22 protein-coding genes and 1 riboswitch are annotated in these 25,079 nt (G+C 68.5%); of the genes, 11 read left to right on the top strand and 11 right to left on the bottom strand.

Features of this window, described 5'->3' with window-relative positions; all coding sequences use genetic code 11:
• Window positions 1-24 precede the first annotated feature (24 nt).
• The gene (locus KPL78_RS13255; RefSeq protein ID WP_255568957.1) at window positions 25-1,176 is read left to right on the top strand and encodes an acyl-CoA dehydrogenase family protein; all 1,152 of its coding nucleotides are present in this window, start codon (window positions 25-27) and stop codon (window positions 1,174-1,176) included.
• Between the two features lie 22 nt (window positions 1,177-1,198).
• Window positions 1,199-2,167, top strand: a complete 969-nt coding sequence (locus KPL78_RS13250; RefSeq protein WP_219763436.1) for a tripartite tricarboxylate transporter substrate binding protein — start codon at window positions 1,199-1,201, stop codon at window positions 2,165-2,167.
• Here the strand turns inward: KPL78_RS13250 and KPL78_RS13245 are convergent.
• On the bottom strand, window positions 2,154-3,692 hold the full coding sequence (locus tag KPL78_RS13245) for an AMP-binding protein (RefSeq protein WP_219763435.1): 1,539 nt from the start codon (window positions 3,690-3,692) through the stop codon (window positions 2,154-2,156). The genes KPL78_RS13250 and KPL78_RS13245 overlap by 14 nt on opposite strands.
• 99 nt (window positions 3,693-3,791) lie before the next feature.
• On the opposite strand from KPL78_RS13245, the gene KPL78_RS13240 reads away from it, so the two are divergent.
• Window positions 3,792-4,499: an NUDIX hydrolase gene (locus KPL78_RS13240; protein WP_219763434.1), complete on the top strand. Its 708-nt coding sequence runs from the start codon at window positions 3,792-3,794 to the stop codon at window positions 4,497-4,499.
• A gap of 36 nt (window positions 4,500-4,535) precedes the next feature.
• A complete protein-coding gene (locus KPL78_RS13235) occupies window positions 4,536-5,744 on the top strand; it encodes an LLM class flavin-dependent oxidoreductase (RefSeq protein ID WP_219763433.1) in 1,209 nt (402 codons plus the stop codon).
• 309 nt (window positions 5,745-6,053) lie between these two features.
• Here the strand turns inward: KPL78_RS13235 and KPL78_RS13230 are convergent, their stop codons facing one another.
• From KPL78_RS13230 to KPL78_RS13220, 3 genes are all read right to left on the bottom strand, one after another.
• Window positions 6,054-7,025 (bottom strand): tripartite tricarboxylate transporter substrate binding protein, encoded by a 972-nt coding sequence (locus KPL78_RS13230; RefSeq protein ID WP_219763432.1) that lies wholly within the window; start codon window positions 7,023-7,025, stop codon window positions 6,054-6,056.
• Between the two features lie 69 nt (window positions 7,026-7,094).
• Window positions 7,095-8,246, bottom strand: coding sequence for a thiolase C-terminal domain-containing protein (locus KPL78_RS13225; protein ID WP_219763431.1), 1,152 nt, complete (start codon window positions 8,244-8,246; stop codon window positions 7,095-7,097).
• A gap of 4 nt (window positions 8,247-8,250) precedes the next feature.
• Window positions 8,251-8,667 (bottom strand): Zn-ribbon domain-containing OB-fold protein, encoded by a 417-nt coding sequence (locus KPL78_RS13220; RefSeq protein WP_219763430.1) that lies wholly within the window; start codon window positions 8,665-8,667, stop codon window positions 8,251-8,253.
• Window positions 8,668-8,776: 109 nt separating this feature from the next.
• Window positions 8,777-8,887: riboswitch (TPP riboswitch) on the top strand.
• Between the two features lie 69 nt (window positions 8,888-8,956).
• Here KPL78_RS13220 and thiC point away from each other — a divergent pair.
• Window positions 8,957-10,777, top strand: a complete 1,821-nt coding sequence (thiC, locus tag KPL78_RS13215) for a phosphomethylpyrimidine synthase ThiC (RefSeq protein WP_219763429.1) — start codon at window positions 8,957-8,959, stop codon at window positions 10,775-10,777.
• 383 nt (window positions 10,778-11,160) lie between these two features.
• On the opposite strand, the gene KPL78_RS13210 is transcribed toward thiC, so the two are convergent.
• Window positions 11,161-12,117 carry a glycosyltransferase family 2 protein gene (locus KPL78_RS13210; protein ID WP_219763428.1) on the bottom strand — a complete coding sequence of 319 codons (957 nt, stop codon included), beginning with the start codon at window positions 12,115-12,117 and terminating at the stop codon, window positions 11,161-11,163.
• Window positions 12,118-12,195: 78 nt separating this feature from the next.
• On the opposite strand from KPL78_RS13210, the gene KPL78_RS13205 reads away from it, so the two are divergent.
• The 5 genes from KPL78_RS13205 to KPL78_RS13185 all read left to right on the top strand — a co-directional run bounded on the left by KPL78_RS13205 (window position 12,196) and on the right by KPL78_RS13185 (window position 17,273).
• Window positions 12,196-13,731, top strand: a complete 1,536-nt coding sequence (locus tag KPL78_RS13205; protein ID WP_369412746.1) for an amidase — start codon at window positions 12,196-12,198, stop codon at window positions 13,729-13,731.
• A 66-nt stretch (window positions 13,732-13,797) separates the two neighbouring features.
• Entirely contained in the window at window positions 13,798-13,995 is a 198-nt protein-coding gene (locus KPL78_RS13200) for a DUF4089 domain-containing protein (RefSeq protein WP_219763426.1), read from the top strand.
• Window positions 13,992-15,401, top strand: a complete 1,410-nt coding sequence (locus KPL78_RS13195) for an AtzE family amidohydrolase (protein ID WP_219763425.1) — start codon at window positions 13,992-13,994, stop codon at window positions 15,399-15,401. The genes KPL78_RS13200 and KPL78_RS13195 overlap by 4 nt, the downstream gene beginning before the upstream one ends.
• Before the next feature lie 5 nt (window positions 15,402-15,406).
• Window positions 15,407-15,793: an oxalurate catabolism protein HpxZ gene (gene hpxZ, locus KPL78_RS13190; protein ID WP_219763424.1), complete on the top strand. Its 387-nt coding sequence runs from the start codon at window positions 15,407-15,409 to the stop codon at window positions 15,791-15,793.
• Between the two features lie 49 nt (window positions 15,794-15,842).
• Window positions 15,843-17,273, top strand: coding sequence for an NAD(P)-binding domain-containing protein (locus KPL78_RS13185; protein WP_219763423.1), 1,431 nt, complete (start codon window positions 15,843-15,845; stop codon window positions 17,271-17,273).
• 323 nt (window positions 17,274-17,596) lie between these two features.
• Here KPL78_RS13185 and KPL78_RS13180 read toward each other — a convergent pair whose 3' ends face one another.
• From KPL78_RS13180 to KPL78_RS13155, 6 genes are all read right to left on the bottom strand, one after another.
• Entirely contained in the window at window positions 17,597-18,337 is a 741-nt protein-coding gene (locus KPL78_RS13180) for a TorF family putative porin (protein ID WP_219763422.1), read from the bottom strand.
• A 319-nt stretch (window positions 18,338-18,656) separates the two neighbouring features.
• A complete protein-coding gene (locus KPL78_RS13175) occupies window positions 18,657-20,339 on the bottom strand; it encodes a thiamine pyrophosphate-dependent enzyme (protein ID WP_219763421.1) in 1,683 nt (560 codons plus the stop codon).
• 23 nt (window positions 20,340-20,362) lie between these two features.
• Window positions 20,363-21,334 (bottom strand): Bug family tripartite tricarboxylate transporter substrate binding protein, encoded by a 972-nt coding sequence (locus KPL78_RS13170; protein WP_219763420.1) that lies wholly within the window; start codon window positions 21,332-21,334, stop codon window positions 20,363-20,365.
• A 101-nt stretch (window positions 21,335-21,435) separates the two neighbouring features.
• Complete coding sequence (locus KPL78_RS13165) at window positions 21,436-22,416, bottom strand: Bug family tripartite tricarboxylate transporter substrate binding protein (RefSeq protein WP_219763419.1); 981 nt, start codon at window positions 22,414-22,416, stop codon at window positions 21,436-21,438.
• A 107-nt stretch (window positions 22,417-22,523) separates the two neighbouring features.
• The gene (locus KPL78_RS13160) at window positions 22,524-23,156 is read right to left on the bottom strand and encodes a flavin reductase family protein (RefSeq protein WP_219763418.1); all 633 of its coding nucleotides are present in this window, start codon (window positions 23,154-23,156) and stop codon (window positions 22,524-22,526) included.
• Window positions 23,157-23,180: 24 nt separating this feature from the next.
• Entirely contained in the window at window positions 23,181-24,158 is a 978-nt protein-coding gene (locus KPL78_RS13155; RefSeq protein WP_219763417.1) for a 2-hydroxyacid dehydrogenase, read from the bottom strand.
• Between the two features lie 128 nt (window positions 24,159-24,286).
• Between KPL78_RS13155 and KPL78_RS13150 the strand changes: the two genes are divergently transcribed.
• Complete coding sequence (locus KPL78_RS13150; RefSeq protein WP_219763416.1) at window positions 24,287-25,078, top strand: SDR family oxidoreductase; 792 nt, start codon at window positions 24,287-24,289, stop codon at window positions 25,076-25,078.
• Window position 25,079 lies beyond the last annotated feature (1 nt).

Below are 25,079 nucleotides of genomic sequence, written 5' to 3'. Positions count from 1 at the left end.
CCAAGCAAACCGGAGGACCCGCCCATGGACATGGCCGCCGCAACCGTGCGCCCCGTCTTCACGACCGAGCACGAGCTGTTCCGCGCCCAGGTGCACCGCTTCTTCGAACGTGAGATCGTGCCCTTCCACCGCGACTGGGAGCACGCCGGCATCGTGCCGCGCGAGGTCTGGCGCAAGGCCGGTGCGGAGGGGCTGCTCTGCCCCATGCTGGCCGAGGAGTATGGCGGCGCCGGCGCCGATTTCGGCTATTCCGCCGTGATCATCGAGGAGATCGGGCGCACCAACGCCTCCGGCATCGGCTTCCCGCTGCATTCCGACATCGTCGTGCCCTATGTCGAGGACCTCGCCCGGCCCGAAAAAAAGCGCGACTGGCTGCCGCGCATGGCGCGCGGCGAGATAATCACCGCCATCGCCATGACCGAACCGGGCATGGGATCGGACCTCAAGGCGGTGCGCACCACGGCGCGGCGCGACGGGTCTGACTGGATCATCAACGGGTCGAAGACCTTCATCTCCAACGGCCAGAATTGTGGGCTGGTGATCGTGGTCTGCAAGACCGACCCCGCTGCGGGCCGCAAGGGCATCAGCCTTATCTGCGTCGAGGAAGGCACGCCCGGCTTCACCAAGGGCCGCAACCTCGAGAAGATCGGCCTGCATGCCGCCGATACCTCGGAACTCTTCTTCGACGAGGTGCGCGTGCCGGCGGAGAATCTGCTCGGCGAGGAGAACAGCGGCTTCTCCTACCTCATTCGCAACCTGCCCCAGGAACGGCTGATCATCGCCATCCGCGCGGCCGCGTCGATGGAGGCGATGCTCGACACCACCATCGCCTATGCCAAGGATCGCAAGGTCTTCAACCAGACCGTCTTCGACTTCCAGCACAACCGCTTCAAGCTCGCGGAGCTGAAGGCCAACGCCACCATGTTCCGCGTCTTCGCCGACCATTGCCTGGCGCTGCACATGCAGGGCGGCCTGTCGATCGAGATGGCGGCGACGGCAAAGCTGCTCGGCACCGAGATGCAGAACAAGCTGCTGGATGACTGCCTGCAGATGCATGGCGGCTATGGCTACATGGCCGAATACGAGATTGGCCGCGCCTGGGCGGATGCCCGGGTGGGCCGCATCTATGGCGGCAGTTCCGAGATCATGAAGGAAATCATCGCGCGGACGCTGTGACGCGCGGGAAGGGAGGACAAGAATGACGGTATTCACGCGACGCGGTGCCCTGGGTGCCGCGTTGGCCGCGCCTTTCGTGAAGGGCGCGGCGGCGCAGGAGCGCTTTCCGAACAGGCCCATCACCATCCTGGTGCCCTTCACGCCGGGCGGTGCCACGGATGTGCAGATGCGCTCCTTCGCCGAGGCCGCGACGCGGCATTTCGGCCAGACCGTGCTCGTCGAGAACCGGCCCGGCGCCGGAAGCACCTTGGGCGCAGCGGCGGTCGCGCGGGCACGGCCCGATGGCTATCTGGTCGCGCAGATCACCCTGCCGGTGCTGCGCCTGCCGCATATGCAGCGCATGCCCTATGACGCGACCAAGGACTTCACGCCGATCATCCACCTGACCGGCTACCTGTTCGGCGTGCTGGTTTCGGCCGAAAGTCCTTATCGCACCTGGCAGGATCTGGTGGCAGATGCGCGGCGACGCCCGGGAGAGGTCCGCATCGGCAATACCGGCGCGAACGGCACGCCGCACCTGACCATGGTCGATCTCGCGGCGCGGGAGAATCTCGACGTCATCCATGTTCCCTTCCGGGGCGAGGCCGAAGCCGCGCCGGCGCTGATGGGCGGGCATATCGAGGCACAGGCCGCCGGCTCCGGCATCGGACAGCTCGTCGATGAGGGGAAGCTGCGCCTGCTGAACGTCTGGGTGCGCGAACGGTCCCCGCGCTGGCCGACCGTGCCGACGCTGATCGAACTCGGCTACCAGGATATGGTCGTGACCTCGCCCTATGGGCTCGCCGGGCCGGCGGGGCTCGACCCGGCGGTCACCCGCGCCCTGCATGACGGGTTCAAGGCCGCGCTCTATGATCCGGCGCATCTCGCGACGCTGCGGCGGCTCGACCAGCCGGTCGAATACCTGAGCAGCGAGGACTACGCGCGCAACCTGCTCGAGACCTACGCGGCCGAGCGGCAGCGCGTGGAACGGCTGGGCCTCAGGACGGGGTGAGGTAGCGCTCCTTCAGGATCCTGCGCAGCAGCTTGCCGGCCTCGCTGCGCGGGAGGTCATCGACGAACTCCCAGGAGCGTGGGCGCTTCGGCCCGGCAAGTTTCTCGCGGCACCGCGTTTCGAGTTCGGCCTGCAAGGCCGCGGTGTCCGCGTGCGGGTCGCGTGGCACGACCACGGCATGGACCTGCTCCCCGAAATCGGCGTTTGGGATGCCGACGACGGCGACCTCAGCGACGCCGGGGTGCTGCACGATCACCGCCTCGATCTCGGCCGGGTAGAGGTTCACGCCGCCGGACAGGATCAGGTCCGCCCGCCGGTCCGAGAGATACAGCCAGCCCTCCTCATCCACGCGGCCGAGATCGCCGAGGCTCGCCCACCCCCGTGCATTGTAGGCCGCGGCCGTCTTCTCCGGCGCGTTGTGATAGGCGAAGCGCGGCGCGCCCTCGAAGCAGATGCGCCCCGTTTCTCCGACGGGCAGTTCGTTGCCGTCGTCGTCGCAGATATGCAGCCGCACGCCATTCACCGGGCGCCCGACCGTGCCGGGCCGTGCCAGCCAGTCCTGGGGCGAGACCACCGTCGTCCCCACGCTCTCCGAACCCGCGTAGTATTCCCAGATGATGGGACCCCACCACCGCATCATCTGCTGCTTCACGGCGATGGGGCAGGGTGCCGCGGCATGGATCGCGACACGGAGGGAGGAGACGTCGAAGCGCTCGCGCTCCGCCTCCGGCAGCGCGAGCAGGCGCACGAACATGGTCGGCACCCATTGGCTGTGCGTGACGCGGTGGCGCTCGATCAGGTCCAGCGCGCGCAGCGCGTCGAACTTGGCCATGATGACCGCGGTTCCACCTTCCGTGATGGTGCGGCGCACATAGGCATGGGGCGCGGCGTGATAGAGCGGCGCGGGCGAGAGATAGACCATGTCCGGGCCGAAGCCGTAGAGCGTCTTCCAGGTCATGTCCCATTCCGGGGCGTCGCGCTTGTCCCAGGGCAGCATCGGCCGCTTGATCCCCTTGGGGAGGCCGGTCGTGCCGGAGGAGTAAAGGAACTCCCGACCGACCGGCCGTTCGGGCAGCGCAGCCGGCACCGGATAGGCCGCGACCGCCGCCTCGAAGCTCTCATAGCCGGGCAGACCCTCGCCAAGCGCGAAGCGCGGCGCCTCCCCGGTCGCGCCGTCGCGCAGCAATGCCGCGGCGAGTTCCGCCAGACCCGGCGAGACGATGATCAGTTTTGCCGCCGCGTCGGTCATCATGTAGGCGACTTCCTGCGGTCGCAGATGCACCGACAGCGGCGTGTAGTAGAGCCCCGCCCGCCGGCAGGCGAAGGCGAGTTCGAGGAATTCCGGCCGGTTGTCGAGCAGCATGGCGATCCCGTCGCCCGGCTGCAGTCCAAACCCGATCAGCCATTGCGCGATCCGGTTCGCCCGCGCGTCGAGTACGCCGAAGCTCACCTCGGCGCCAAGATCGGGGAAATGCGCCGCGATCTTTCCCGGATCCTGTCGCGCCCAGTGCGCAAGCTGGACCATTGCCATCTCCCCCAATTGTTTGGCGGAAAGCCTGCGGTGCAGGCTTCATGACGTCAACGCGCCTTGCCGTGGGCGGCGAGCCGCGCTGCAATGGCACCCATGTCAGCCCCTGTGCCCGCCCGTCCTGCCTCGACCGTCCTGCTGCTGCGCGATGGGCCGCAGGGCCTCGAAGTGTTCATGGTGGTCCGCCACCATCAGATCGATTTTGCCTCCGGCGCGCTGGTCTTTCCCGGCGGCCGCGTGGAACCCGCCGATGCCGTGCTGGCCGGCGGCGATGCGACCGCGGCCTTCCGCGTCGCCGCCATCCGCGAGACCTGGGAGGAATGCGGCGTGCTGCTCGCCGGACCTGGCGACGTGCCCCCCGCCGAGGGTGAGTTTGCCGCCATGCTGCGCGCCCGCGGCCTGGTGCCGGCGGTGGATGCCCTCGCGCATTTCGCGCATTGGATCACGCCCATCCCGGTGCCGAAGCGCTTCGACACGCATTTCTTCCTCGCGGCCGCGCCGGCCGACCAGGATGCCGTGCATGATGGCGGCGAGGCGGTGGACAGCGTCTGGATCCGCCCCCTCGACGCGCTGGCCGAGGGCGAAGCCGGCACGCGCAAACTTGTCTTCCCGACGCGGATGAACCTGACCAAGCTGGCGCGCAGCAACTCGGTCGCAGAGGCCTTCGCCGCCGCGCGCGCCAAGCCTGTGGTGACGGTGCAGCCCATCCAGCGCGACACGCCTGAAGGCCGCTGGCTGCGCCTGCCGATCGAAGCCGATTATGGCGGTGAGGAATTTCTCGCCGGCGATCCACCCTCCATGTGACTGGCGCCGCGCGCCGCAATCAGAAGGACCCTCCGCATGGCCCCGCGCCGTCTCCGCTTCGGCATCTTCCTCGCCCCCTTCCACCGGGTCGGGGACAACCCGACGCTCGCGATGGATCGCGACGGGGCGCTGATCCAGTGGCTCGACTCCCTTGGCTATGACGAGGCCTGGATCGGCGAGCACCATTCCGCCGGCTGGGAACTGATCGCGAGCCCCGAGATCATGATCGCGTCGCTCGCCGAGAAGACGCGGCACATCACGCTGGCCTCGGGCGTCACCAGCCTGCCGTACCATCATCCGCTGCTGGTCGCGCAGCGCTTCGTGCAGCTCGACCACATGACGAAGGGGCGGGTGATCCTGGGCTGCGGGCCGGGGGCGCTGGTCTCCGACGCCTACATGATGGGTATCGATCCCGGGCATCAGCGCCGGCGGATGGATGAGTCCCTGACCGCCATCATGAAGCTCCTCGCCTGCGAGGAACCGGTCACGATGGAGACCGACTGGTTCACGTTGCGCGAGGCGCGGCTCCATATGGCGCCCTGGTCTGAGCCGCGCTTTCCGGTCACTGTCGCCTCCTCCACCACGCCCTCCGGCGCGCTGGCCGCCGGCAAGCATGGGGTTGGGCTTCTGTCTCTGGGTGCGGGGCTGCATGGCGGGCCGAAGATGCTCGCCGAACAGTGGCGGATGGCAGAGGCCGAAGCTGCCAAGCATGGCAAGACCATGGACCGCAAGAACTGGCGGCTGGTCGTGAACATGCACTGCGCCGAGGATGACGAGCGCGCCCTGCGCGAGGTCCGCCATGGCGAGGCGATGGAGACGCTGACCTATTTCTCCGAAACCCTGGGCCGTCCGCCGATGCGCTCGGAAGACCCGCTGCGCGACGGGCTGGCGCAAGGTTCGACCCTGGTGGGATCGCCCGAGACCATCGCGGCCGGCATCGAGCGCCTATTGTCCTTCACCGATGGCGGCACCGGCGGCATCCTGTTCCGCGCCCATGAATGGGCGGATCGCGAGGCGACCTGGCGGTCCTTCGAGCTCTTCGCGCGGTGGGTCATGCCGCGCTTCCAGGGCTCGCTCGCCATGCCGCAGCAGTCGCGGGACTGGGTCAGCGCGAACCGGGAGTCGATCCTGGCGCCGAACATCGCGGCGCTGAAGCAGGCCTTCAAGGATGCGGGGCAGGAGGCGCCAGAATTCTCCCGGTTGCAGCTTCACACGGGGAAGGTGGATCTGCCGGCGGGTGAGTGACCGAGAGGGGCGTCGCCCCTCTCCGATTCCCCACCAATGGCCGAAAGGCCTTCCGGATCATCCCCGATGGTCCTGCTGGGACGGAGCCGGAGGGGCGCTGCCCCTCCGGACCACCGTGTGGCCTGGATCGCCGGCACCTGGTGTTGGGGCACGGCGTGCACGCTACCCCCTCCCAGCGCCTTCTGTGGGCAAGGGTGTGTTTCGGCGTTCCATCCTGACCGCGGCGCAAGGTGCCAAGTGACGGTCTCCAAAGGCCCTGCGGCCTTTGGTGGGGGAGGTCTTGAGGGGGCAAAGCCCCCTCCATTTCCGTCAGTTGATGCGCAGGTTCAGCCTGCGGATCATCGTCCCCTCTTCCTCCATCACCTGCCCGACGAAGTTCGTGTAGTCCGCGCTGTTCTTGTAGATGCGCGGCATGTCGTAGCGTGCCAGCACCTCGGCATGCGCGGGGTCCATCAGCGCGGCTTTGAACGCGTCGTGCAGCACGCGCACCACGCCGGGGTCCATGCCCTTCGGCCCGGCGAGGCCATAAGGCGACGCCGACACGATGTTGATCCCGACCTCCCGCAGTGTCGGCACATCGGGGAAGCGCGCGGCGCGGTTCTCGCCCCAGGTGACGAGCAGGCGGAGTTGCCCGGCTTCGACCAGCGGTGCCCAGCCCGTCGAATCCGCATTCGCCTGGGTCTGGCCGGACAGCACCGCCTGGATGTTGTCCGCGCCGCCGCGGAAGGGCACGTGCAGCCAGTCGATACCGTTCTCGGCCGCGATGCGTTCCATGGTGATGTGCAGCGTGGATCCCACGCCTGGAGAGCCATAGGCGACCTTGCCCGGGTTCGCCTTGGCGTAGGCCATGAACTCCTGCCAGGTCTGCCAGGGGCTGTCGGCCTTCACCACCACGCCGAAGAGGTATCCGGTCAGGTGGATGATGTAGGTGAAGTCCTTCATCGGGTCCCAGCCGGGGCGGGACGTCATCATCGGCATGCGGAAGGCCGTGATGGGCATCTGCCCGACCAGGTATCCGTCGCCGCGCTGTTCGGCCGCCATCATCTGCGCGGCGAGGGTACCGGACACGCCGCTGCGGTTCTCGATGATCACCGGTTGGCCGAGATGCCGCGTGGCGAGATCGGCCAGCGAGCGGAGCTGCCCATCCGTGGACCCGCCCGGCGGCCAGGGCACGATCAGGCGAATGGGCCGGTTGGGAAAGCCCGACTGGGCCACGGCCGGAGCGGCGAGCAGCGCGCCGCCGGCAGCGAAAAGGGCACGACGCTTCGTCGTGATGGTCATGGTCCGTATCTCCCGAGCGCAGGGTTGTTGCCGGTCCCGCGGTGATGCCGCGGGACCGGGGGCGCGGCCTTATGGCCGCTCGTTGGACAGCACGACGGTGCCGGAGGCGGAGAACATCCCGCCCACGCCGTGGCAGACGCTGATGGTGACGTCCGGCACCTGGGCCGGCGCGATGCCGCGCACCTGGCGCACGCTCTCCTGCAGGGCGAACATGCCGTACATGCCGGTGTGAGTGTAGGACAGGCCGCCGCCATTGGTGTTCATCGGCAGCTTGCCGCCGATGCGCGTATTGCCTTCCCAGATGAAGTCCTTCGCTTCGCCGCGCTTGACGAAGCCGAGATCCTCCAGCCCGTAGAGCGGCAGATGCGCGAAGGCATCGTAGATCATCAGGTGATCCACGTCCTCATGCTTCAGCCCGGCCATGCGGAAGGCTTCCGGCCCGGCGACGCGGAAGGCGCGGGAGGAGGTGAAGTCCTCCATCTGGCTGACCATCGTCGTCTCGACGGATTCACCACTGCCCAGGATGTAGACGGGCTTCTGCGGGAAATCCTTCGCCCGATCGGCCGAGGTGAGGATCAGCGCGCCGCCGCCATCCGTGACCAGGCAGCACTGCAGCAGCCGGAACGGATAGGCGATCATGCGGCTGTTCAGCACGTCGTCGATGGTGATGGGATCGCGGAAGGCCGCGCGCGGGTTCTTCGCCGCCCATTCGCGCTGCACCACCGCGACCTTGGCGAAGTGCTCATGCGTCGCGCCATAGGTCTTCATGTAGCGCAGCACGGGGATGGGGAAGAGCGTGGGCGGGCCCATCGGGCCGAAGGGGGCCTCGAATTGGCCGTTCAGGCTCTGCGGCTCCGGCGGGCGGGGCGTCGCGTTGACGCGCGACTTGCCGCTTTCCCCATGGGTGATGAGGATGGTCTTGGCATAGCCCGCATGGATGGCCGCCGCCGCGTGGCGGACATGCAGCATGAAGGAACAGCCGCCGACACCCGTGCCATCCACCCATTTCGGCGTGATGCCGAGGTAGTGCGCGATCTGCTGCGGCATCATCGGACCGACACAGGCCACGCCGTCGATGTCGGACGGCTTGAGGCCCGCATCCGCCATCGCGTTCAGCGCGGCATCGGCGTGCAGCATAATCTGCGCCATCTCGGGCACGGCACCGATGCGCGTGGATTCCGCGGCACCGACGATGGCGATCTCGCCTGGCTTGATCGTCATGGCGTTACGCTCCCTTCGCCGGACGGAACAGGGCGAGGGTGATCTCCTCATCCATCTTGGTGAAGGCGACCTCGAGCGGCATGTCGAGCACCAGCGCTTCGGGCGTCTGCGCGCAGTCGACGATGTTCGTCATCATGCGCGGCCCTTCCTCCAGTTCGACCACCGCGATGGCGTAGGGCGGCTTGAAGCCTGGCACGGGCCGGTGATGGATGACGTAGGAATGCAACGTTGCCTTGCCCGAGGCCTCGAAGACCTCGACATTGCGCGAGCCCGTGTAGGGGCTGAAGGGACGGGGCGGGAAATACGCCTTGCCCGTGTCCTTGCAGCGCTGCAGCAGCAGCTTGCCGTTCCGGGTGCCGTCCCAGAAATGCTTGGTCTCGGGCGTGGGTTCCGGCCTGGGGCGGCCGGGTTCGAGCGTCATGGCGCCGCTTCCTCCTTGTTCGATCCGACGCATGTTCGCCCGACCGAGCGTTCGGGAAAAGGGGGGGCAGCCGAGGATTGACCCGGCGGCACATGACGGAGCAATGTCAGTGCGTTCCAAGGGGGGCCCCACGCAGGGGCTGAGATACCGCTGGTAGCGCGGTGACCCTTTGAACCTGATCCGGGTCATGCCGGCGTAGGGACAAGGAACATGCGGAACCGGGTGCCCCGATTCCGTCCCGCGCTTCGTTAGCCCGGGTCTCCATCGAATCAACGATAGGAGATCCAAGATGCCAGATACATTTCCCCCCCAGATCCCCGAGGTCACCACAGGACCGCTGCCGGCCTCGCGCAAGGTGCATGTCGCCGGCCAACTGCATCCGGCGCTCCGTGTTGCGATGCGGGAAATCGACTTACATCCGACTGCGAACGAGCCGCCGGTGCGCGTCTACGACACCTCCGGCCCCTATACCGATCCGGCGCATGCGGCCGATATCCGGCGCGGCCTGCCGGAACTGCGCCGCGCCTGGATCGAGGCGCGCGGCGATGTCACGACCCATGCGGGCCGCGCCATCCGTCCCGAGGACAACGGGTTGCGTCCGGGCGAGGCGATCACCGTGCCGGTCTTCGATCGCGGCGCGCGGTCGCTGCTGCGCGCGCGCGCCGGTGGAGCGGTGACGCAGCTTGCCTATGCGCGGCGCGGCATCATCACGGCCGAGATGGAATACGTCGCGATCCGCGAGAATCTCGGCCGCGCGAAGATGATCGAGGCCGCCGCGCGCGACGGGGAATCCTTCGGCGCCGCCATCCCCGACCATGTCACGCCGGAATTCGTGCGCGACGAGGTCGCGCGCGGCCGCGCCATCATCCCTGCCAACATCAACCACCCGGAATCCGAACCGATGGCGATCGGCCGGAACTTCCTGGTGAAGATCAACGCGAATATCGGCAATTCGGCCGTCTGGTCCTCGGTGGGCGAGGAAGTCGACAAGCTGGTCTGGGCGATCCGCTGGGGTGCCGACACGGTGATGGACCTGTCCACCGGTCGGAACATCCACACCACGCGGGAATGGATCATCCGCAACTCCCCGGTGCCGATCGGCACCGTGCCGATCTACCAGGCGCTGGAGAAGGTCGCCGGCCGCGCCGAGGACCTGACCTGGGAGATCTTCCGCGACACGCTGATCGAACAGGCCGAGCAGGGCGTCGACTACTTTACCATCCATGCCGGCGTGCGGCTGGCTTACATCCCGCTGACCGCGAAGCGCGTGACGGGCATCGTGTCACGCGGCGGATCGATCATGGCGAAGTGGTGTCTGGCGCATCATCGGGAGAACTTCCTCCACACCCACTTCGCCGAGATCTGCGAGATCATGCGCGCCTATGACGTGTCCTTCTCCCTCGGCGATGGCCTTCGGCCCGGCTCCATCGCCGATGCCAACGACGCCGCACAATTCGCGGAGCTGGAAACCCTCGGCGAGCTGACCAAGATCGCCTGGGACCAGGACGTGCAGGTCATGATTGAAGGCCCGGGTCATGTGCCGATGCACAAGATCCAGGTGAACATGACGAAGCAGCTGGAAGTCTGCGGGGAGGCGCCCTTCTACACGCTCGGCCCGCTCACCACCGACATCGCGCCGGGCTACGACCACATCACGTCAGGCATCGGCGCTGCCATGATCGGCTGGTTCGGCTGCGCCATGCTCTGCTACGTCACACCGAAGGAACACCTTGGCCTGCCCGACCGTGACGACGTGAAGACGGGCGTCATCACCTACAAGATCGCGGCGCATGCGGCGGATCTCGCGAAGGGCCACCCAGCCGCGCGCGAACGTGACGATGCGCTGTCGCGCGCACGCTTCGAATTCCGCTGGCGGGACCAGTTCAACCTGGCGCTCGACCCCGAGACGGCGGAACGCTTCCACGACGAGACGCTGCCGGCCGAGGGCGCGAAGCTTGCGCATTTCTGCTCGATGTGTGGGCCGAAATTCTGCTCGATGAAGATATCGCAGGAGATCCGGGACGCGGCGGAAAAGGGGATGGCGGAACAGGCAGAGGCGTTCCGTGCGAATGGGGGCCAGATCTACGTCGCCCCAGCGCCGGCGTCGTAAGGGTCGGGAGCGGAGAGGCCTTTACTTCCTCCTGGCCTTGCTGTCGGCCAGGGCTCCCATTCACGTTGCTTCGCAACGCGAGTGGGAGTCCGCGTCGGCCGATGGGCGTTTGCAGACCTAGCTATCACGCCAGCAGACCGCGAGTTGAAACCCGCCTTTGCGCAGGATGCCGACTTGGCCGGGCATTCCATCTGTCGCGCCCGGCACCGGGACGATTGCGGTCCAGGATGCCCAGCATCCTGGCGGGGAGGCTTGGAGCGGCGGCGCCCCTCCAACTGCGACATATGGAACATTTTTGACGATGGTTGGCTCAGGGAGAGTGCAGAGCGCCTCCCCGGCATCATCGGCGCAGCCTGCGGCGAAGGTGCGGCCTGGCCAGCGTGTCACCCCATCCGGCTCGGCAGCACCCGCTCCGCGAAGTACAGCGGCCGCCGCTTCGTCTCGTTGAAGATGCGCCCGAGATACTCCCCGATGATCCCCAGCATCATCATCTGCACCCCGCCCAGGAACAGCACCACGGCCAGCAGGCTGGGATAGCCCGCGACGGGATTGCCGAAGAAGATCGTGCGGATGACTAGCTGCGCCAGGTAGAGCACCGCACCGATCGCCGTGATCAGCCCGACATAGGTGGCCGCCTTGAGCGGCGCGACGGTGAAGGAGGTGATGCCCTCCAGCGAGAAGTTCCACAGCTTCCAGTAGTTCCACTTCGTCTCCCCGGCGGCGCGCGGTGCGCGGTCGTAGCGCACGGCCTTGGACGGGAAGCCGATCCAGGCGAAGAGCCCCTTCATGAAGCGGTGCTGTTCGCGCAGCGTCAGCAGCGCGTCGATGGCGCGACGGGACATCAGGCGGAAATCGCCGGTGTCGGGCGGCAACTGCACCTTGCCGCCCAGGCGCTGCATGACACGGTAGAAGGCGTGCGCGGTCGCCTTCTTCATCCAGGTCTCGCCCTCCCGCGTGTTGCGCCGCGCGTAGACGACGTCGAAGCCCTCCCGCCAGGTCGCGATGAGGGTGGGGATCAGTTCCGGCGGGTCCTGCAGGTCGGCGTCGATGACGACGATCGCCTCGGCGCCGCGGGCGTGATCCAGCCCCGCGGTCAGCGCGATCTCCTTGCCGAAGTTGCGGGACAGGTTGACGATTGCTGCCCGTGGATCCGCGGCCTGGATGCCGAGCATGACCTCGAGCGTCGTGTCGCGGGACCCGTCATTCACATAGACGACCTCCCAGGTCATGCCGATGCCCGCAAGCGCGGCGGCCAGGCGTCGGTGGAATTCCGGCAGGACCTCCTGCTCATTGTAGGCGGGGACGACGACGGACAGCGCGGGGGCGTCGGGATCGGGCATCGGGCGTTCCTGGCAGTCCGGCGCTATGCTTCGCCGGGCAGCCCAGGGAACACGACGCCATGGGCCAAATCATGGCGTATGCGCACCGAGGGTCGTAAGGCAAGCGGATCGAGCGGCGCGGCGAGTTGTTCTCCGCGTGCATCCGGGCATCATTCGCGCCTGTTCCACGGAAGGGGTCGCGCCGTCATGTCCACGGGTCCGCTTTGGCAAAAGTCCGCCACCGAGCTTAGCGCCCTGATCCGAAAGGGCGAGGTGAGTGCGGTGGATGCGGTGCAGTCCTCGGTGGACCGGATGCAGGCGGTCAATCCGGGGCTGAACGCCGTGGTGACGGACCTCTCGGCCTCGGCGCTGGAACGGGCGAAGACGCTGGATGCGTGGAAGGGGCCGAAAGGCCCGCTGCATGGCGTGCCCATCACCATCAAGATCAATATCGACCAGAAGGGGGAGGCAAGCTCGAACGGCGTCGTCGCCTTCAAGGACCTGATCGCGCCGGGCGATGCGCCGCTGGTGAAGAACCTGCTGGATGCCGGGGCGGTGGTGATCGGGCGGACCAATGTCCCGGAATTCTCCCGCCGCTGCGACACCGACAATCCACTGTTCGGGCGGACCTGGAACCCCTGGGGGAAGCATGTCAGCCCGGGCGGGTCCTCGGGCGGGGCAGGGGCTGCGGTGGCGGCGGGCATCGGCGCGCTGGGGCATGGCAATGACATCGGCGGGTCGCTGCGCTTTCCGGCCGCCGGCAATGGCATCGTCACCGTGAAGCCGGGCGTGCAGCGCGTGCCGGTCTACAATCCGTCGCAGACGGCCGAGCGCGGCATCCTCGCCCAGCAGATGTCGGCGCAGGGGCTGCTGGCGCGGTCCGCGCGGGACCTGCACCTGTCCATGCCGCCGATGATCGCCGCCGATCCGCGCGATCCCTTCCATGTGCCGCTGCCCTGGCGTGGCCCGGCGCTGGACGGCCCGATCAAGGTCGGTTTCAGCCTGGAGGCGCCGGACCTGCCGCTGCATCCGCTGGTCGAGAAGGCACTGCTCGCCGCCCGCGCCGCGCTGACCGATGCGGGCTATGTGGTCGAGGAGATGGCGGCGCCCTCCCTGCGCGAGATCGCCTTCGAAGGCCGCCAGGCGCTGATGACCGAGAGCTATCACCTGATGGCCGAGGACATCGAGAAATACGGATCCCCCGCCATCGTCAGCGTCTTCGAGCAGAACTACCGTCGCACCCCGACGGTCGAGATGAAGCCGATGCTGCAGATGCTCGCCCGCCGCACCTTCTATGCGCGGCAATGGTCGGAGCTGATGGCGGAGTATCCGCTCTTCCTCTCGCCCTTCCTGCCGGTGCCCTTCTACGCGCCAGGCCGCGACGCGGAGGGGGCCGAGGGCCTGCGCGAGAGCATCGGGCAGGGGCATTGGTCGACGCTCGGCAATTATCTCGGCCTGCCGGCGGGGAATGTGCCGGCGGGGTTGGGTGAGTTCCCGGAAGGGCCGAAGCCGATCGGGGTGCAGATCCTCGGCCAGCGCTGGCGCGAGGATCTGGTGGTGGATGCGATGATCGCGATCGAGGATCGGCTGGGCACGCTGTCGCGGCAGCTCTGGGCGCGGATGGCGGGCGGCTGACCCCGGACCCGGTGATCACGCGGCGTGGGGATTGCATGCAACGCCGCGACACCGGAGCCTTGCCCCATGCCTGACCCGATACCCCCCGATTCCGAGGCGCTGCTGGATGCGCTGCTTCCCGCCACCGGCATTCCGATGGACCCCGCCTGGCGCGCGGCCGTGATTGCCAATCTGCGCGTGGCGGGCCCGATCGCGACTTCCCTGCAGCTCTTCCCGCTGCCGGATTCTACGGAGCCGGCGCCGATCTTCGAGCCTGGCCGATGAGCCTCGACGCCTTGCTGGACCGCGATGCGGTCGGGATTGCCGCGGCCTTCCGGGCGGGGGAAGCGAGTGCCGCGGAAATCGCCGAGGCCGCGATCGCCCGCATCGTCGCGCGCAATCCGGTGCTGAACGCCTTCACCGACGTGACGGCCGATCGTGCCCGGGCGCGTGCCGCGGCGCTGGACGCGGCGAAGGCGAAGGGTGAGTCGCTGCCGCCGCTCGCCGCCGCGCCCTTCGCGGTGAAGAACCTGTTCGACATTGCCGGCCTGCCGACGCGCGCCGGGTCGCGCATCAATCGCGACCTGCCGCCAGCCACTGCCGACGCGACGCTCGTGACACGGATGGAGGGCGCCGGCGCGCTGCTGCTCGGCGGGCTGAACATGGGCGAATACGCCTATGACTTCACCGGCGAGAACGCGCATGACGGGCCGTCGCGCAATCCGCATGACGTGACCCGCATGACCGGCGGGTCGTCGGGTGGTTCGGGCGGGGCGGTGGCGGGCGGTCTCGCCACGATTGCGCTGGGGTCGGACACCAACGGGTCGATCCGCGTGCCGTCCTCCTTCTGTGGAACCTTCGGGCTGAAGCCGACCTATGGGCGACTGTCGCGCGGGGGCAGCTTTCCTTTCGTCACGGCGCTCGACCATGTCGGGCCGCTGGCGCGATCGGTGCGCGATCTCGCGGCGTCCTATGACGTCATGCAGGGGGCCGATGCGCGCGATCCCGGCTGCACGGTGCGCGCGCCGGAACCCATCGGCTCCGGCTTTGATAGCGGTGTGGAGGGCATCCGCATCGCCCGCCTCGGCGGCTGGTTCGCGCGCAATCGTCTGGCGGAAAGCGATGCCGCGCTGGACCTTGCTTGCGCCGCGCTTCGCGTGACGGAGGAAGCGGAACTGCCCGAAGCCGAACGCGCCCGCGGCGCTGCCTTCCTCATTACCATGGCCGAGGCCGCCGAATTCCACGGCCCGCGCCTGCGCACGCACCCCGCTGATTTCGACCCCGCCGTGCGCGACCGCCTGATCGCCGGCGCGCTGCTGCCGGCGTCCTGGGTGCAGACGGCGCAACGCTTTCGCCGCTGGTTCGCGGACGCCGCCGCGTCTCTGGTCGCGCGCCATGACGTGCTGATCGCCCCGGCGACGCCGATGTCGGCGCCGAAGCTCGGCACGCAGACCGTGATGCTGGACGGCGTCGAGCTGCCGTTGCGGCCGAATATCGGCGTCTATACCCAGCCGATTTCCTTCATCGGCCTGCCGGTGGTCGCTGTGCCGCTCTGGCCGGCGGGGCGGTCTCTGCCGCTCGCCGTTCAGGTCATCGCGCCGGCCTGGCGGGAGGACCTCGCCCTGCGTGTCGCCCGCGCCCTTGAACGCGACGGCGTGGCCCGCGCGCCCGTCGCCCCCTTCGGAGCCTGACGGCCATGGACATCGACATCCCGGAGGTGAAGGCGGAGGTCGAAGCCGCCTTCGCCCGTTACGAGACCGCCCTCGTCACCAACGACGTCCGCGTTCTGGACGAACTCTTCTGGGAAAGCCCGACCACGGTTCGCTTCGGCACTGGGGAGAACCTGTTCGGCGCGGAGGAGATCGCGGCGTTCCGTGCCGCGCGCTCGCCGGTCGGCCTGGCTCGGACGGTGCTGCGCAGCTCCGTCACGACCTATGGGCAGGATTTCGCGACCACCTCGATCACCTTCCAGCGGGCTGGCAGTGCGAAGATCGGGCGCCAGCAGCAATCCTGGGTGCGCCTGCCCGAGGGCTGGCGGGTGGTCGCTGCCCATGTCAGCCTCATTGATCCGCCGAATTCCTGATCGGTTGCCTTGATTTTGTGCGGCGGGGTCGCGCCGCATCTGGAAGGCCATGCCCGCACCGCGCACGCTGCTCGAACTTGAGGCGGATGTCGCCCGCGACCTCGACCTCATCGCCCATCCTCGTCCCGCCTGGCTGGAACCGAAGACGGCTGGCGACCGGCCGGTGCTCGACTGCCTGGTCGTGGGGGGCGGGCAGGGGGGCCTCGCCGTCGCCTTCGCGCTGCGGCGCGACAAGGTGGACAACATCCTGGTGGTGGACAGCGCTGCGGCCGGCCGCGAGGGCCCCTGGGTCACCTATGCCCGCATGCGCGCGCTGCGGTCCCTGAAGGATCAGACGGGGCCGGATCTGCGCATCCCCTCCCTAACCTACCAAGCCTGGCACGAGGCGCAGTGGGGTCCCGCCCATTTCGCCGCCATGCGCCTGATCCCGAAGGAATTGTGGAACGACTACCTGGTCTGGTTTCGCCGCGTGACCGGCATCCCGGTGCGCAACGGCGTCACCGCCGGGCGCATCACGCCGGCTCGGACCGATGACGGCCTGCCCTGCCTGTCGGTCGACACCAGCGACGGCGCGATGCTCGCCCGCAAGGTCGTGCTGGCGACAGGCCAGGAAGGCGTCGGCCGCCGCTGGATGCCGGATTTCGTCGAGGCCCTGCCGAAGCCGCTCCGCGCCCATGCCTGGGAGGAAATCGACTTCGCTGGGCTGCGCGGCAAGGTGGTCGCCGTTCTGGGCGCCGGCGCCTCCGCCTTCGACAATGCCGCCATGGCGCTCGAGGCCGGCGCGGCAGAGGTGCACCTCTTCTGCCGCCGCGCCGAACCCATGGTGGTGCAGCCCTATCGCTGGCTGAGTTTCGCCGGCTTCCTGCGCCACATGGCCGACATGCCGGACGCCTGGCGCTGGCGCTTCATGGCGAAAATCCTCGGCATGCGGGAGGGCTTCGCGCAGGACACTTACGACCGCGCCAATGCTTTCCCGAACTTCACCATGCATGTCGGCCAGCCTTGGACCGGCGCGCGGGAAGCACAGGGCCGCCTCGTGCTGGAGACGGCGCGTGGCGATGTCACTGCCGATTTCGCCATCTGCGGCACCGGCGTGCGGATGGACCCCTTCGCCGTGCCGATGCTGGAGGCCTGCGCGGACAACATCGCGCTCTGGGCCGACCGCTACACGCCGCCGCCCGAGGAGGCGGATGACCGGCTGCTCGCCTTTCCCTACCTTGCCCCGGACTCATCCTTCGTGGAGAAGCGGCCGGGCGAGACACCCTGGATCCGCGACATCCACCTGTTCGGTATCGGGACGTCGATGTCCTTCGGGCCGTCGGGGGCGTCGATCAACGCCATGGCCATCGCCGCGCCGCGGCTCGCCGCCGGGGTCACGCGCGGACTGTTTGAGGCGGATCTGCCACGGCTGCACGCTGACCTGATGGCCTATGACCTGCCACAGGTGGTGCTGGATCCGCGGAAGCTGGACCTGGGCTGACGCCGCGCGGAGGGTTCGTTCTGCACCGTGGGACCGAGAGGGGCTTTGCCCCTCTCGGACTCACCCCACCAAAGGCCACAGGGCCTTTGGAAGCCGATACCTGGCGCCGTGCGCCATGGCCTGAATGGTGCCGGAACCCGCCTTTGCGCACAAAGGGCGTTTAGAGGGCGCAGCACCGGCGCTGCGCCCGGTACCGGAAGATTGCGTTCCAAGTGCTCCAGGCACCAGGGGCACCCATTGGCGTTGCAAAGCAACGTCAATGGGACCCCGGTGGCGGGGTGGTTTGGAGGGGCAGGGCCCCCCAACTTCCGCGAGACGTCCGATCAGAAGGTGAAGCTGATCGAACCGATGAAGCGGTTGTCGCAGACCTTCAGCCCGCCGCACTGGGACTGGCTGATGTCGGTCCCGTAGAAGCCGACCGCGGCCGAGAAGCCGTAGGCGATCGGGACAGTCACGAAGACGCTGTAGGCGAAGTAGTCCGGCGCGCCGAAGCGGGCGTTGTCCTCGATCCACTGATAGCCGACGCGGCCCGAGATGACGATGTCGTGGATGGGCAGCTTCACGTCGATCCCGGCTTCGAGCCACCAGCTGTCGCCCGAGGATGCGAAGTAGTCGGGCGACCAGGCGGCGGTGCCGACGAAGGTCACCGGGTCCAGCGCGTATTTCAGCTTCAGGACCGTCTCGAAGAAGGCGATCTGGTTCTGGCCCGGCTGCTCCGAATAGCCCGGATAGCCGTAGTAGACGGCGCTGAGGTCGACGGTGAAGGCCTCGGCGAAGGTATAGCGGAAGCCGCCGATCGCATCGACTTCCTGCCGGGCATTGGTGTTCGGGAAGGCCACGTTGCTCGCGAAGGTGCCGATGTAGAACCCGGTCTCATGCGACAGCTCCAGGCTGCCCTGGATCGCCGGCCGGTTGTTGGTCTGGCTGATGTTGCGGAACACGTAGTCGGTCGTCCCGGTCACCGTCCCGGTGAGGGAGAAACCCGAACCGAGATCGACCTGGGCAACCGCCGGTGCGGCAAGCAGGCCGAACCCAAGGGCGAGAGCAGCGATTTTCTTGAACATCTGGGCGTCTGGTCCTTTTCTTCTGCGTCGCCTAGCGACGTCGAGAGAGCGCCCGGGCACCGGGCCTTCCCTTCCCATGACAAGCCCGAGCAAGCCGCGTGCCGCAAAATGGCAATCGTGCTGACGCGGCCTCGCCCACCGCGCGGCGCGACGAACCGGGCAGGCCAGCCGGCGCGCATCCGCCCATCGGATGCGCGCCGGCCGGTGGCGCAGCTTCGCGCTGCCGGCCATAAAATTTCCATGCGGAGGTGGCGGCCGCAGCGCAAAGAAGCCCCAAAAGGGCACGCCGCCGGATACCGCGCGGCGTGCCTTCGGGAGATCAGGCGCTGACCGGCAACGGCATGGTCCGCTTCTTCCACGCCGAGGCCTGAACGGCGGAGGATTTCACATGCACGACGACCGGACGGTCGGTCACCGCGAAGGCTGCGGTCAGGACCGGTTCGATGTCCTCCTCGGCCTGGATGTCGAAGCCTGCCGCGCCGAAGGATTGCGCCCAGGCCACGAAATCCGGGTTCACCAGCCGCGTCGCCTGGTCGTAGGGGCGGCCCGGATAGCGGCCTTCGTGATGCATTCCGATCGTGCCGTAGGTGGAATTGTCAGACAGGATGATCACGGGCGCGACCTTCTCCCGCATTGCGGTCGCGATCTCGTTGCCGGTCATCAGGATGCCGCCATCGCCCACGAAGGCCACGGCCCGCTTGCCGGGGCGGCGCAGGGCGGCGGCGACGGCCATCGGCACGCCCGACCCCATGGCGCCCACATTTGAGGCAAGAAACATGTGGGTTTGCCTGAATGGAAAATATCTGTGCAGAAAAGAAGCAAAATTCCCCGCATCGGACGTGACTGCGGCGTCATCCGGGATGTGACGCGCCATGGCGGCGCAGACGGCACCGAAATTCACCCCATCTTCCATGCGGTCCCATTCAGGGGCCAGCAAGGAACGGTGGATGGTGTTCAGCCCCTTCACCCAGCGTCTGCGCGCCTCGCTCGCTTCCGGCGCATTGCGGGCCAGAAGTCCGCGGATCACCGCATGCGGGTCGGCGGCGATCGGCAGGTCCACGCGCCAGACCCGGCCGATCTCGTTGGCATCCGGCCAGACCTGCACCAGCGGCAGTTGCGGATCGGGTGCGGCCGGGAAGGTGTAGGACTGGCTGATGCTGTCCGACAGCCGCTCGCCGAGGCAGATCATCAGATCCGCCTTCTTCATTTCCTCGATCAGCGGCTTGGGCACCCGGATGCCCATGTAGCCGCCGTAGTTCGGGTGATGCGCGTCGAACAGATGCGGCCGGCGATGGGTCGGGCTGACCGGCAGGGACCAGGCCTCGGCAAGGCGCGTCAGGTCGGCGAGCGCTTGTGTCCCGCCCGTCGTCATCGCGCCGCCCACCAGCACCAGCGGGCGTTCCGCATTGGCCAGCATCTCGGCCAGCGCATCGAGGTCCTCGGCCCGCGGTCCGGGCCGAGGCAGGGTGCGCGGCTTCACCACCGGGCCTTCGGCGGGTTCGTCGAAGATATCCTCGGGCAGGATGACGGCGACCGGGCCGGGCGTGCCGGATTGGGCGAGGTGGAAGGCGCGCGCGATCACCTCGCTCGCCTGGATCGGTTGGATGACCTCCAGCACGCCCTTGGTCACGTCGGCCAGCAGGCGTGAGTAGTTCTGCTCCTGCAGCGCCAATCGGCCGACATCCTTGCGTTCCACATGGCCGACCAGGATCACGAGCGGCGTCGCGTCGTGATAGGCGCTGTGCAGTGCGACCATCGCGTTGGTCAGGCCAGGCCCGCGCGAGACGAGGGCAACGCCGGCCCGCCCGTCGCGCATGCGCCCATCGGCCACAGCCATGAAGCCGGCGCCGCCTTCATGCCGGCACACCACCAGGCGGATCTGCGGGAACTCGGTCAGCGCATCGGTCAGGCCGAGATAGGATTCGCCAGGCACGGCGTAGATGAGATCGACATCATGGGCGGCGAGGCTTTCGGCCAGGAGGTGGCCGACGGTGCGGGTCATGGGTCTGTCCTTGCTGTCGCAGGTCAATCGGGCCGGATGCCGAGTTGCCGGATGACGGTGCCGAAGGCCTCCCGCTGCTGTGCGAGCAGGCTGCTGAACTCGTCCGGATTCCGCGGGAGGGATTCGGTGCCGATGGTGGCGAGGCGCCGGCGCGTCTCGGGCAGCGCCGAGGCGGTGGCGAGTTCTGTCGAGAGCCGGTCGAGGATCGGCCGCGGCGTCGCCGCTGGCGCCATCATGCCGATCCAGCCGATATAGTCGTAGCCCGGCAGGTCCAGCACTTCAGCGAGCGGCGGCACCTCGGGCATCAATGCCGTGCGGCGGCCGACCGTGCTGCCGAGCGCGCGCAGCTTGCCCTCCCGGATCAGCCCGGCCGCGGCTGCGAGGGTCTCGATGGCGAAATCCACCTGGCCGCCGAGCAAGGCCGCCATGGCCGGGCCGCTGCCCTGGAAGGGGACATGGAGCACATCGACCTCGGTGCGCGCGACGAGCAGCGCGGTCAGCAGGTGCTGCGCGCCGCCGACGCCAGAGGAGGCATAGCTGCGCTTGCCCGGCTCACGCTTCAGCAGGTCGATCAGTCCCTTCGCGTCGCGCGCGGGGCTGTCGTCGCGCACGACGAGGAAATAAGGCGACCCCGAGAAGGTCGCGATGGGAGCGAGGTCGCGCTCCACATCGTAGGGCAGACGCTGCAACAGCGGCCCGAAGGAGATCGGCCCGATCGAGGCGGCGAGCAGCGTGTAGCCATCGGGTGCCGCCTTGGCGACGAAATCCGTGCCGATCGACCCGCCCGCGCCGGGCTTGTTCTCCGGCACCACCTGCTGGCCGAGCGTCTCCGACAAGCGCTGCGCCATGATGCGGCCCACGAGGTCGGTCGCCTGGCCGGGCGGCCATGGCACGATCAGTCGGATGGTGCGGTTCGGCCAGGGCGCGCCCTGGGCGAGAGCGGGGGCCGCAAGCAGCGGAAGGGCCGCAAGCGCCAAGCGGCGGCGAGCGATCATGGACGTTGTTTCCTTATCCCTTGACGCCCATCCTGCCGCAACGGGGCGCAGCCGCAAGGGGGAGGGGGCATTGGAGAGGGGCAAAGCCCCTCTCTGGTCCGTCACTCGACGCTGACACCCGCGCGACGCACCACGGGTTCCCACCGCGCCGCATCCTCCGCGACGAAGCGCGCGAAGGCGGCGGGGCTTTCGCTCGGTTCGACGTCGAGGCCGCCATCCTCCAGCTTCTTGCGGATGTCGCCATCCGCCAGCGTGGCAGAGAGCGCTGCGAAGAGGCGATCGACCCGGTCGGGCGGTGTGCCGCCGGTCGCGAACAGCGCGTACCAGGTCGCCGCCTGGATGTCGGGGAAGCCCGCCTCGCCCGTGGTCGGCACGTTCGGCAGGGCGGCATTGCGACGCGGGCCGGCAATGGCCAGGGCTCGTACCGTCCCGGCCTCGATCTGCGGCTGCATCGGCGCAAGGGCGTTGGTGAAGACCTGGATGCGGCCCGCCACCACGTCGTTCATCGCAGGGCCGGTGCCGCGATAGGGCACATGCTGCATCTCGACGCCCAGCACCTGGGTGATCAGCGCGCCGGCCGCATGGCCGGTGCTGCCGACCCCGGGCGAGGCATAGTTCAATGGCGGGTTCGCAGCGCGCGCCACGGCCTGCAACTCGCGCAGGTTGGTCGCGGGCACGGAGGGATGAACGATGATGACGTTCGCGCCGCTGCCGATCATTCCGACCGGCGCGAAGGCGGTCGCCGGGTCATAGGGCAGGCGCTTGCGGACGAGCTGATTGATGGTGAGGCTGCCCGAGCCGCCGAGCAGCAGCGTGTAACCGTCCGGGGCCGATTTCGCGACCACCTCCGCCCCCAGCGCGCCACCGGCGCCGCCACGGTTCTCGATCACCACGGGCTGGCCGAGGCGGTGCGCGAGGCCGTCCGCGACCAGGCGCCCGACGATGTCGTTGGTGCCGCCCGGCGGCCAGGGAATCACGAAGCGCAGCGGGCGGTCGGGATAGACCTGGGCCAGCGCGGGGGTGGGTAGGCTTGTGGCGGCGAGCAGCAGCAGGCTCCGTCGCGACGGGCGCAGATCGGTCATGGACATCCTCTCCGGCGCGGGCCCTTGCCTGGGCCGCAGCATTGCGGTCCAGGCTGACGGCTGCGCGCCGTGGTGTCCAGTGCGAGCGCGTCAGGCCGCGCCGCGCGTCACTTCTGCCGCGCTTGCCAATCGGCGAGCGGGATGCGCGGGATTTCGATGCGGTCGGTGGTCCGCGCATACCAGCCACGGCCATGCATGCGCCCGACGAGTTCGAGCTTCGGCGTGTCGAGGTAGAATTTCGACGCATCCATCACGCAGTCATCGCGGACGTATTCGGCCACGACCCGGCCCATGACGATGGTGTGGTGGCCGGCCGGGACGAACTGGAAGATCTCGCATTCCAGCGCGACCGGGCTTTCCGCGATGCGCGGCACCTTCACCACGGCACTCGGCGCGGTGGTCAGGCCGGCCTGTTCGATCTCGTTCACGCCGGCGGGGAAGTCGATGGCGGTGACGTTCATCTGCTCCGCGGTCGCGGCGGAGACGAGGTTCACCACGAACTGCCCCGTCGCCTCGATATTGGCGAGCGTGTCCTTGGGCGAGCCGGGCGAGCGCGGCCCGCAGCCGATGCCGACGATCACCGGGTTGCTCGAAAAGGCGTTGAAGAAGGAATAGGGCGCGGCGTTGACGTTGCCCTCGCGGTCCTGGGTGACGACCCAGGCGACCGGGCGCGGCACCACCGAGGCGACGACGAGCTTGTAGGCCTGTTCGGGGGGAATGCTGCGGAAGTCGAAATGCATGGCGGTGTCCTTGCGTGGGGAAGGTCAGGCGACGCGGAAAGGCGGCTCGCGCCCCTCGATCAGCAGGGCGGCGAGGTTCTCGATGCAGCGATCGCCCATGGCCTGGCGTGTCTCGACGGTCGCCGAACCGAGATGGGGCAGCAGGGCGATGTTCTCGAGCACAAGGTAGCCCGGATGCACGCGCGGCTCGCCGTCATAGACATCGAGGCCGGCGGCAGCGAGGTGGCCCGATCGCAGCGCGGCGATCAGCGCGTCGTCATCCACGGTGGTGCCGCGGCCGGTGTTCACCACGATGGCGCCGCGCTTCAGCCTCGCGATACGCGTGGCATCGAGCCATCGCCGCGTCTCCGCCCCGCCCGGGATGTGCATCGACAGCACGTCGATCGCGCCGAGGAAGCTGTCGTCATTGTCGTGATAGATCGCGCCCTCTTCCAGTTCGGGTGCGACGCGGCTGCGGTTGCGGTAGTGGATCGCCATGCGCATCCCGCGCGCCATCTGCGCGAGCTCCCGCCCGATGCGCCCGAAGCCGAGGATGCCGAGCGTCTTGCCTTCCAGCGTCGTGCCCATGAGCTGCGTCGGCGCCCAGCCCGTCCAGGCGCCGGCGCGGACCAGGCGCTCGCCTTCGCCGGCACGGCGCGCGGCCATGAGCATCAGGGTGAAGGCGATCTCGGCGGTCGCGAAGGAGAGCACGTCCGGCGTGTTCGCCACGGCGATGCCACGCGCCTGCGCCGCCGGCAGGTCGATATGGTCGGTGCCGACGGAAAAGGTGGCGATGATGCGGACGCTGTCCGGCAGGGCGGCGATGGTCCGGGCATTCAGCGCATCGCCGGCGGCGCAGAGGATGCCGGCCGGACCCGCTTCGGCCGCGCGGCGGACGATCTCCGCTCCATCGCCTGACCAGGCGGCGTCCTCGGGGTTCAGCCGGGCATCGAAGGTCGCGGCCAGCTTGTCCTGCACGCCCTCGGGCAGTCTGCGCGTGACCAGGACGGTGGGCTTGGCCATGGAACGGTTCCTGCTTTGATTCGAATCAACGGGCCGCACCATGGCCCGGCACCGCCCGTCTTGCCAGGGGGCGGGGGAGGGGGCAGGGTCCGCTCCCATTTTTGCAGCCGGTTTCGGGAGGGATGAGCATGGATCTTGGTCTGAAGGGCAAACGCGCCCTGGTCATGGGCGGCGCCAAGGGGCTTGGCCGGTCGATCGCCGATGCGCTGGCGGCCGAGGGCACGGTGCTGACCATCAGCGGCCGCGACGTCGCCGCGATGGAGAAGGCCGCTTCCGATCTGAAGGCGCTCGGCGCGCCGGCGGTGACCGTGGTGCAGGCCGATGTCTCCTCGGGCGAGGAGATGGACAAGCTCGCCGATGCCGCCGTCGCCGCGATGGGCGGCGTGGACATCCTGGTGCTGAACCATGGCGGTCCGCCGCCCTGCACCGCTTCCGAGATGAAGGAAGCGGACATGGTGAAGTGGTTCCAGAACATCGTGGTCTCGCCGATCCGCATCACCATGAAGCTGATGCCGGCGATGCGGGCGCAGAAATGGGGCCGCGTGATCGTGGTCGGTTCCTCGGGCATGCAGCACCCGATCCCGTTCCTCGCGCTGTCGAACACGCTGCGCGCGTCCATCTGGGCCTGGCTGAAGACGCTCTCGGGCGAGGTCGCGGCCGATGGCGTGACCATGAACGTGCTGGCGCCGGGGTCGATCCGCACCGACCGCATCACCCAGACCGCTGCCTCCCGCGCCGAGAAGGCCGGCACGACGGTCGATGAGGAGATTGCGCGCGCCGGCAAGGAAGTCCCGGCGGGCCGCGTGGGCGAGCCGAGCGAATACGGCCCGATGGGCGCCTTCCTCGCTGGCGAGACCGGCTCCTACATCACCGGTTCGATGGTCCGCGTGGATGGTGGCCGCGTGCGGTCGATGCTGTGAG

This window comes from Roseomonas alba, assembly GCF_019430885.1.
GTDB classification, from domain to species: domain Bacteria; phylum Pseudomonadota; class Alphaproteobacteria; order Acetobacterales; family Acetobacteraceae; genus Neoroseomonas; species Neoroseomonas alba.
Note: the sequence above shows the minus strand (reverse complement) of the source record. Positions and strands in the feature narration are given on the sequence as shown.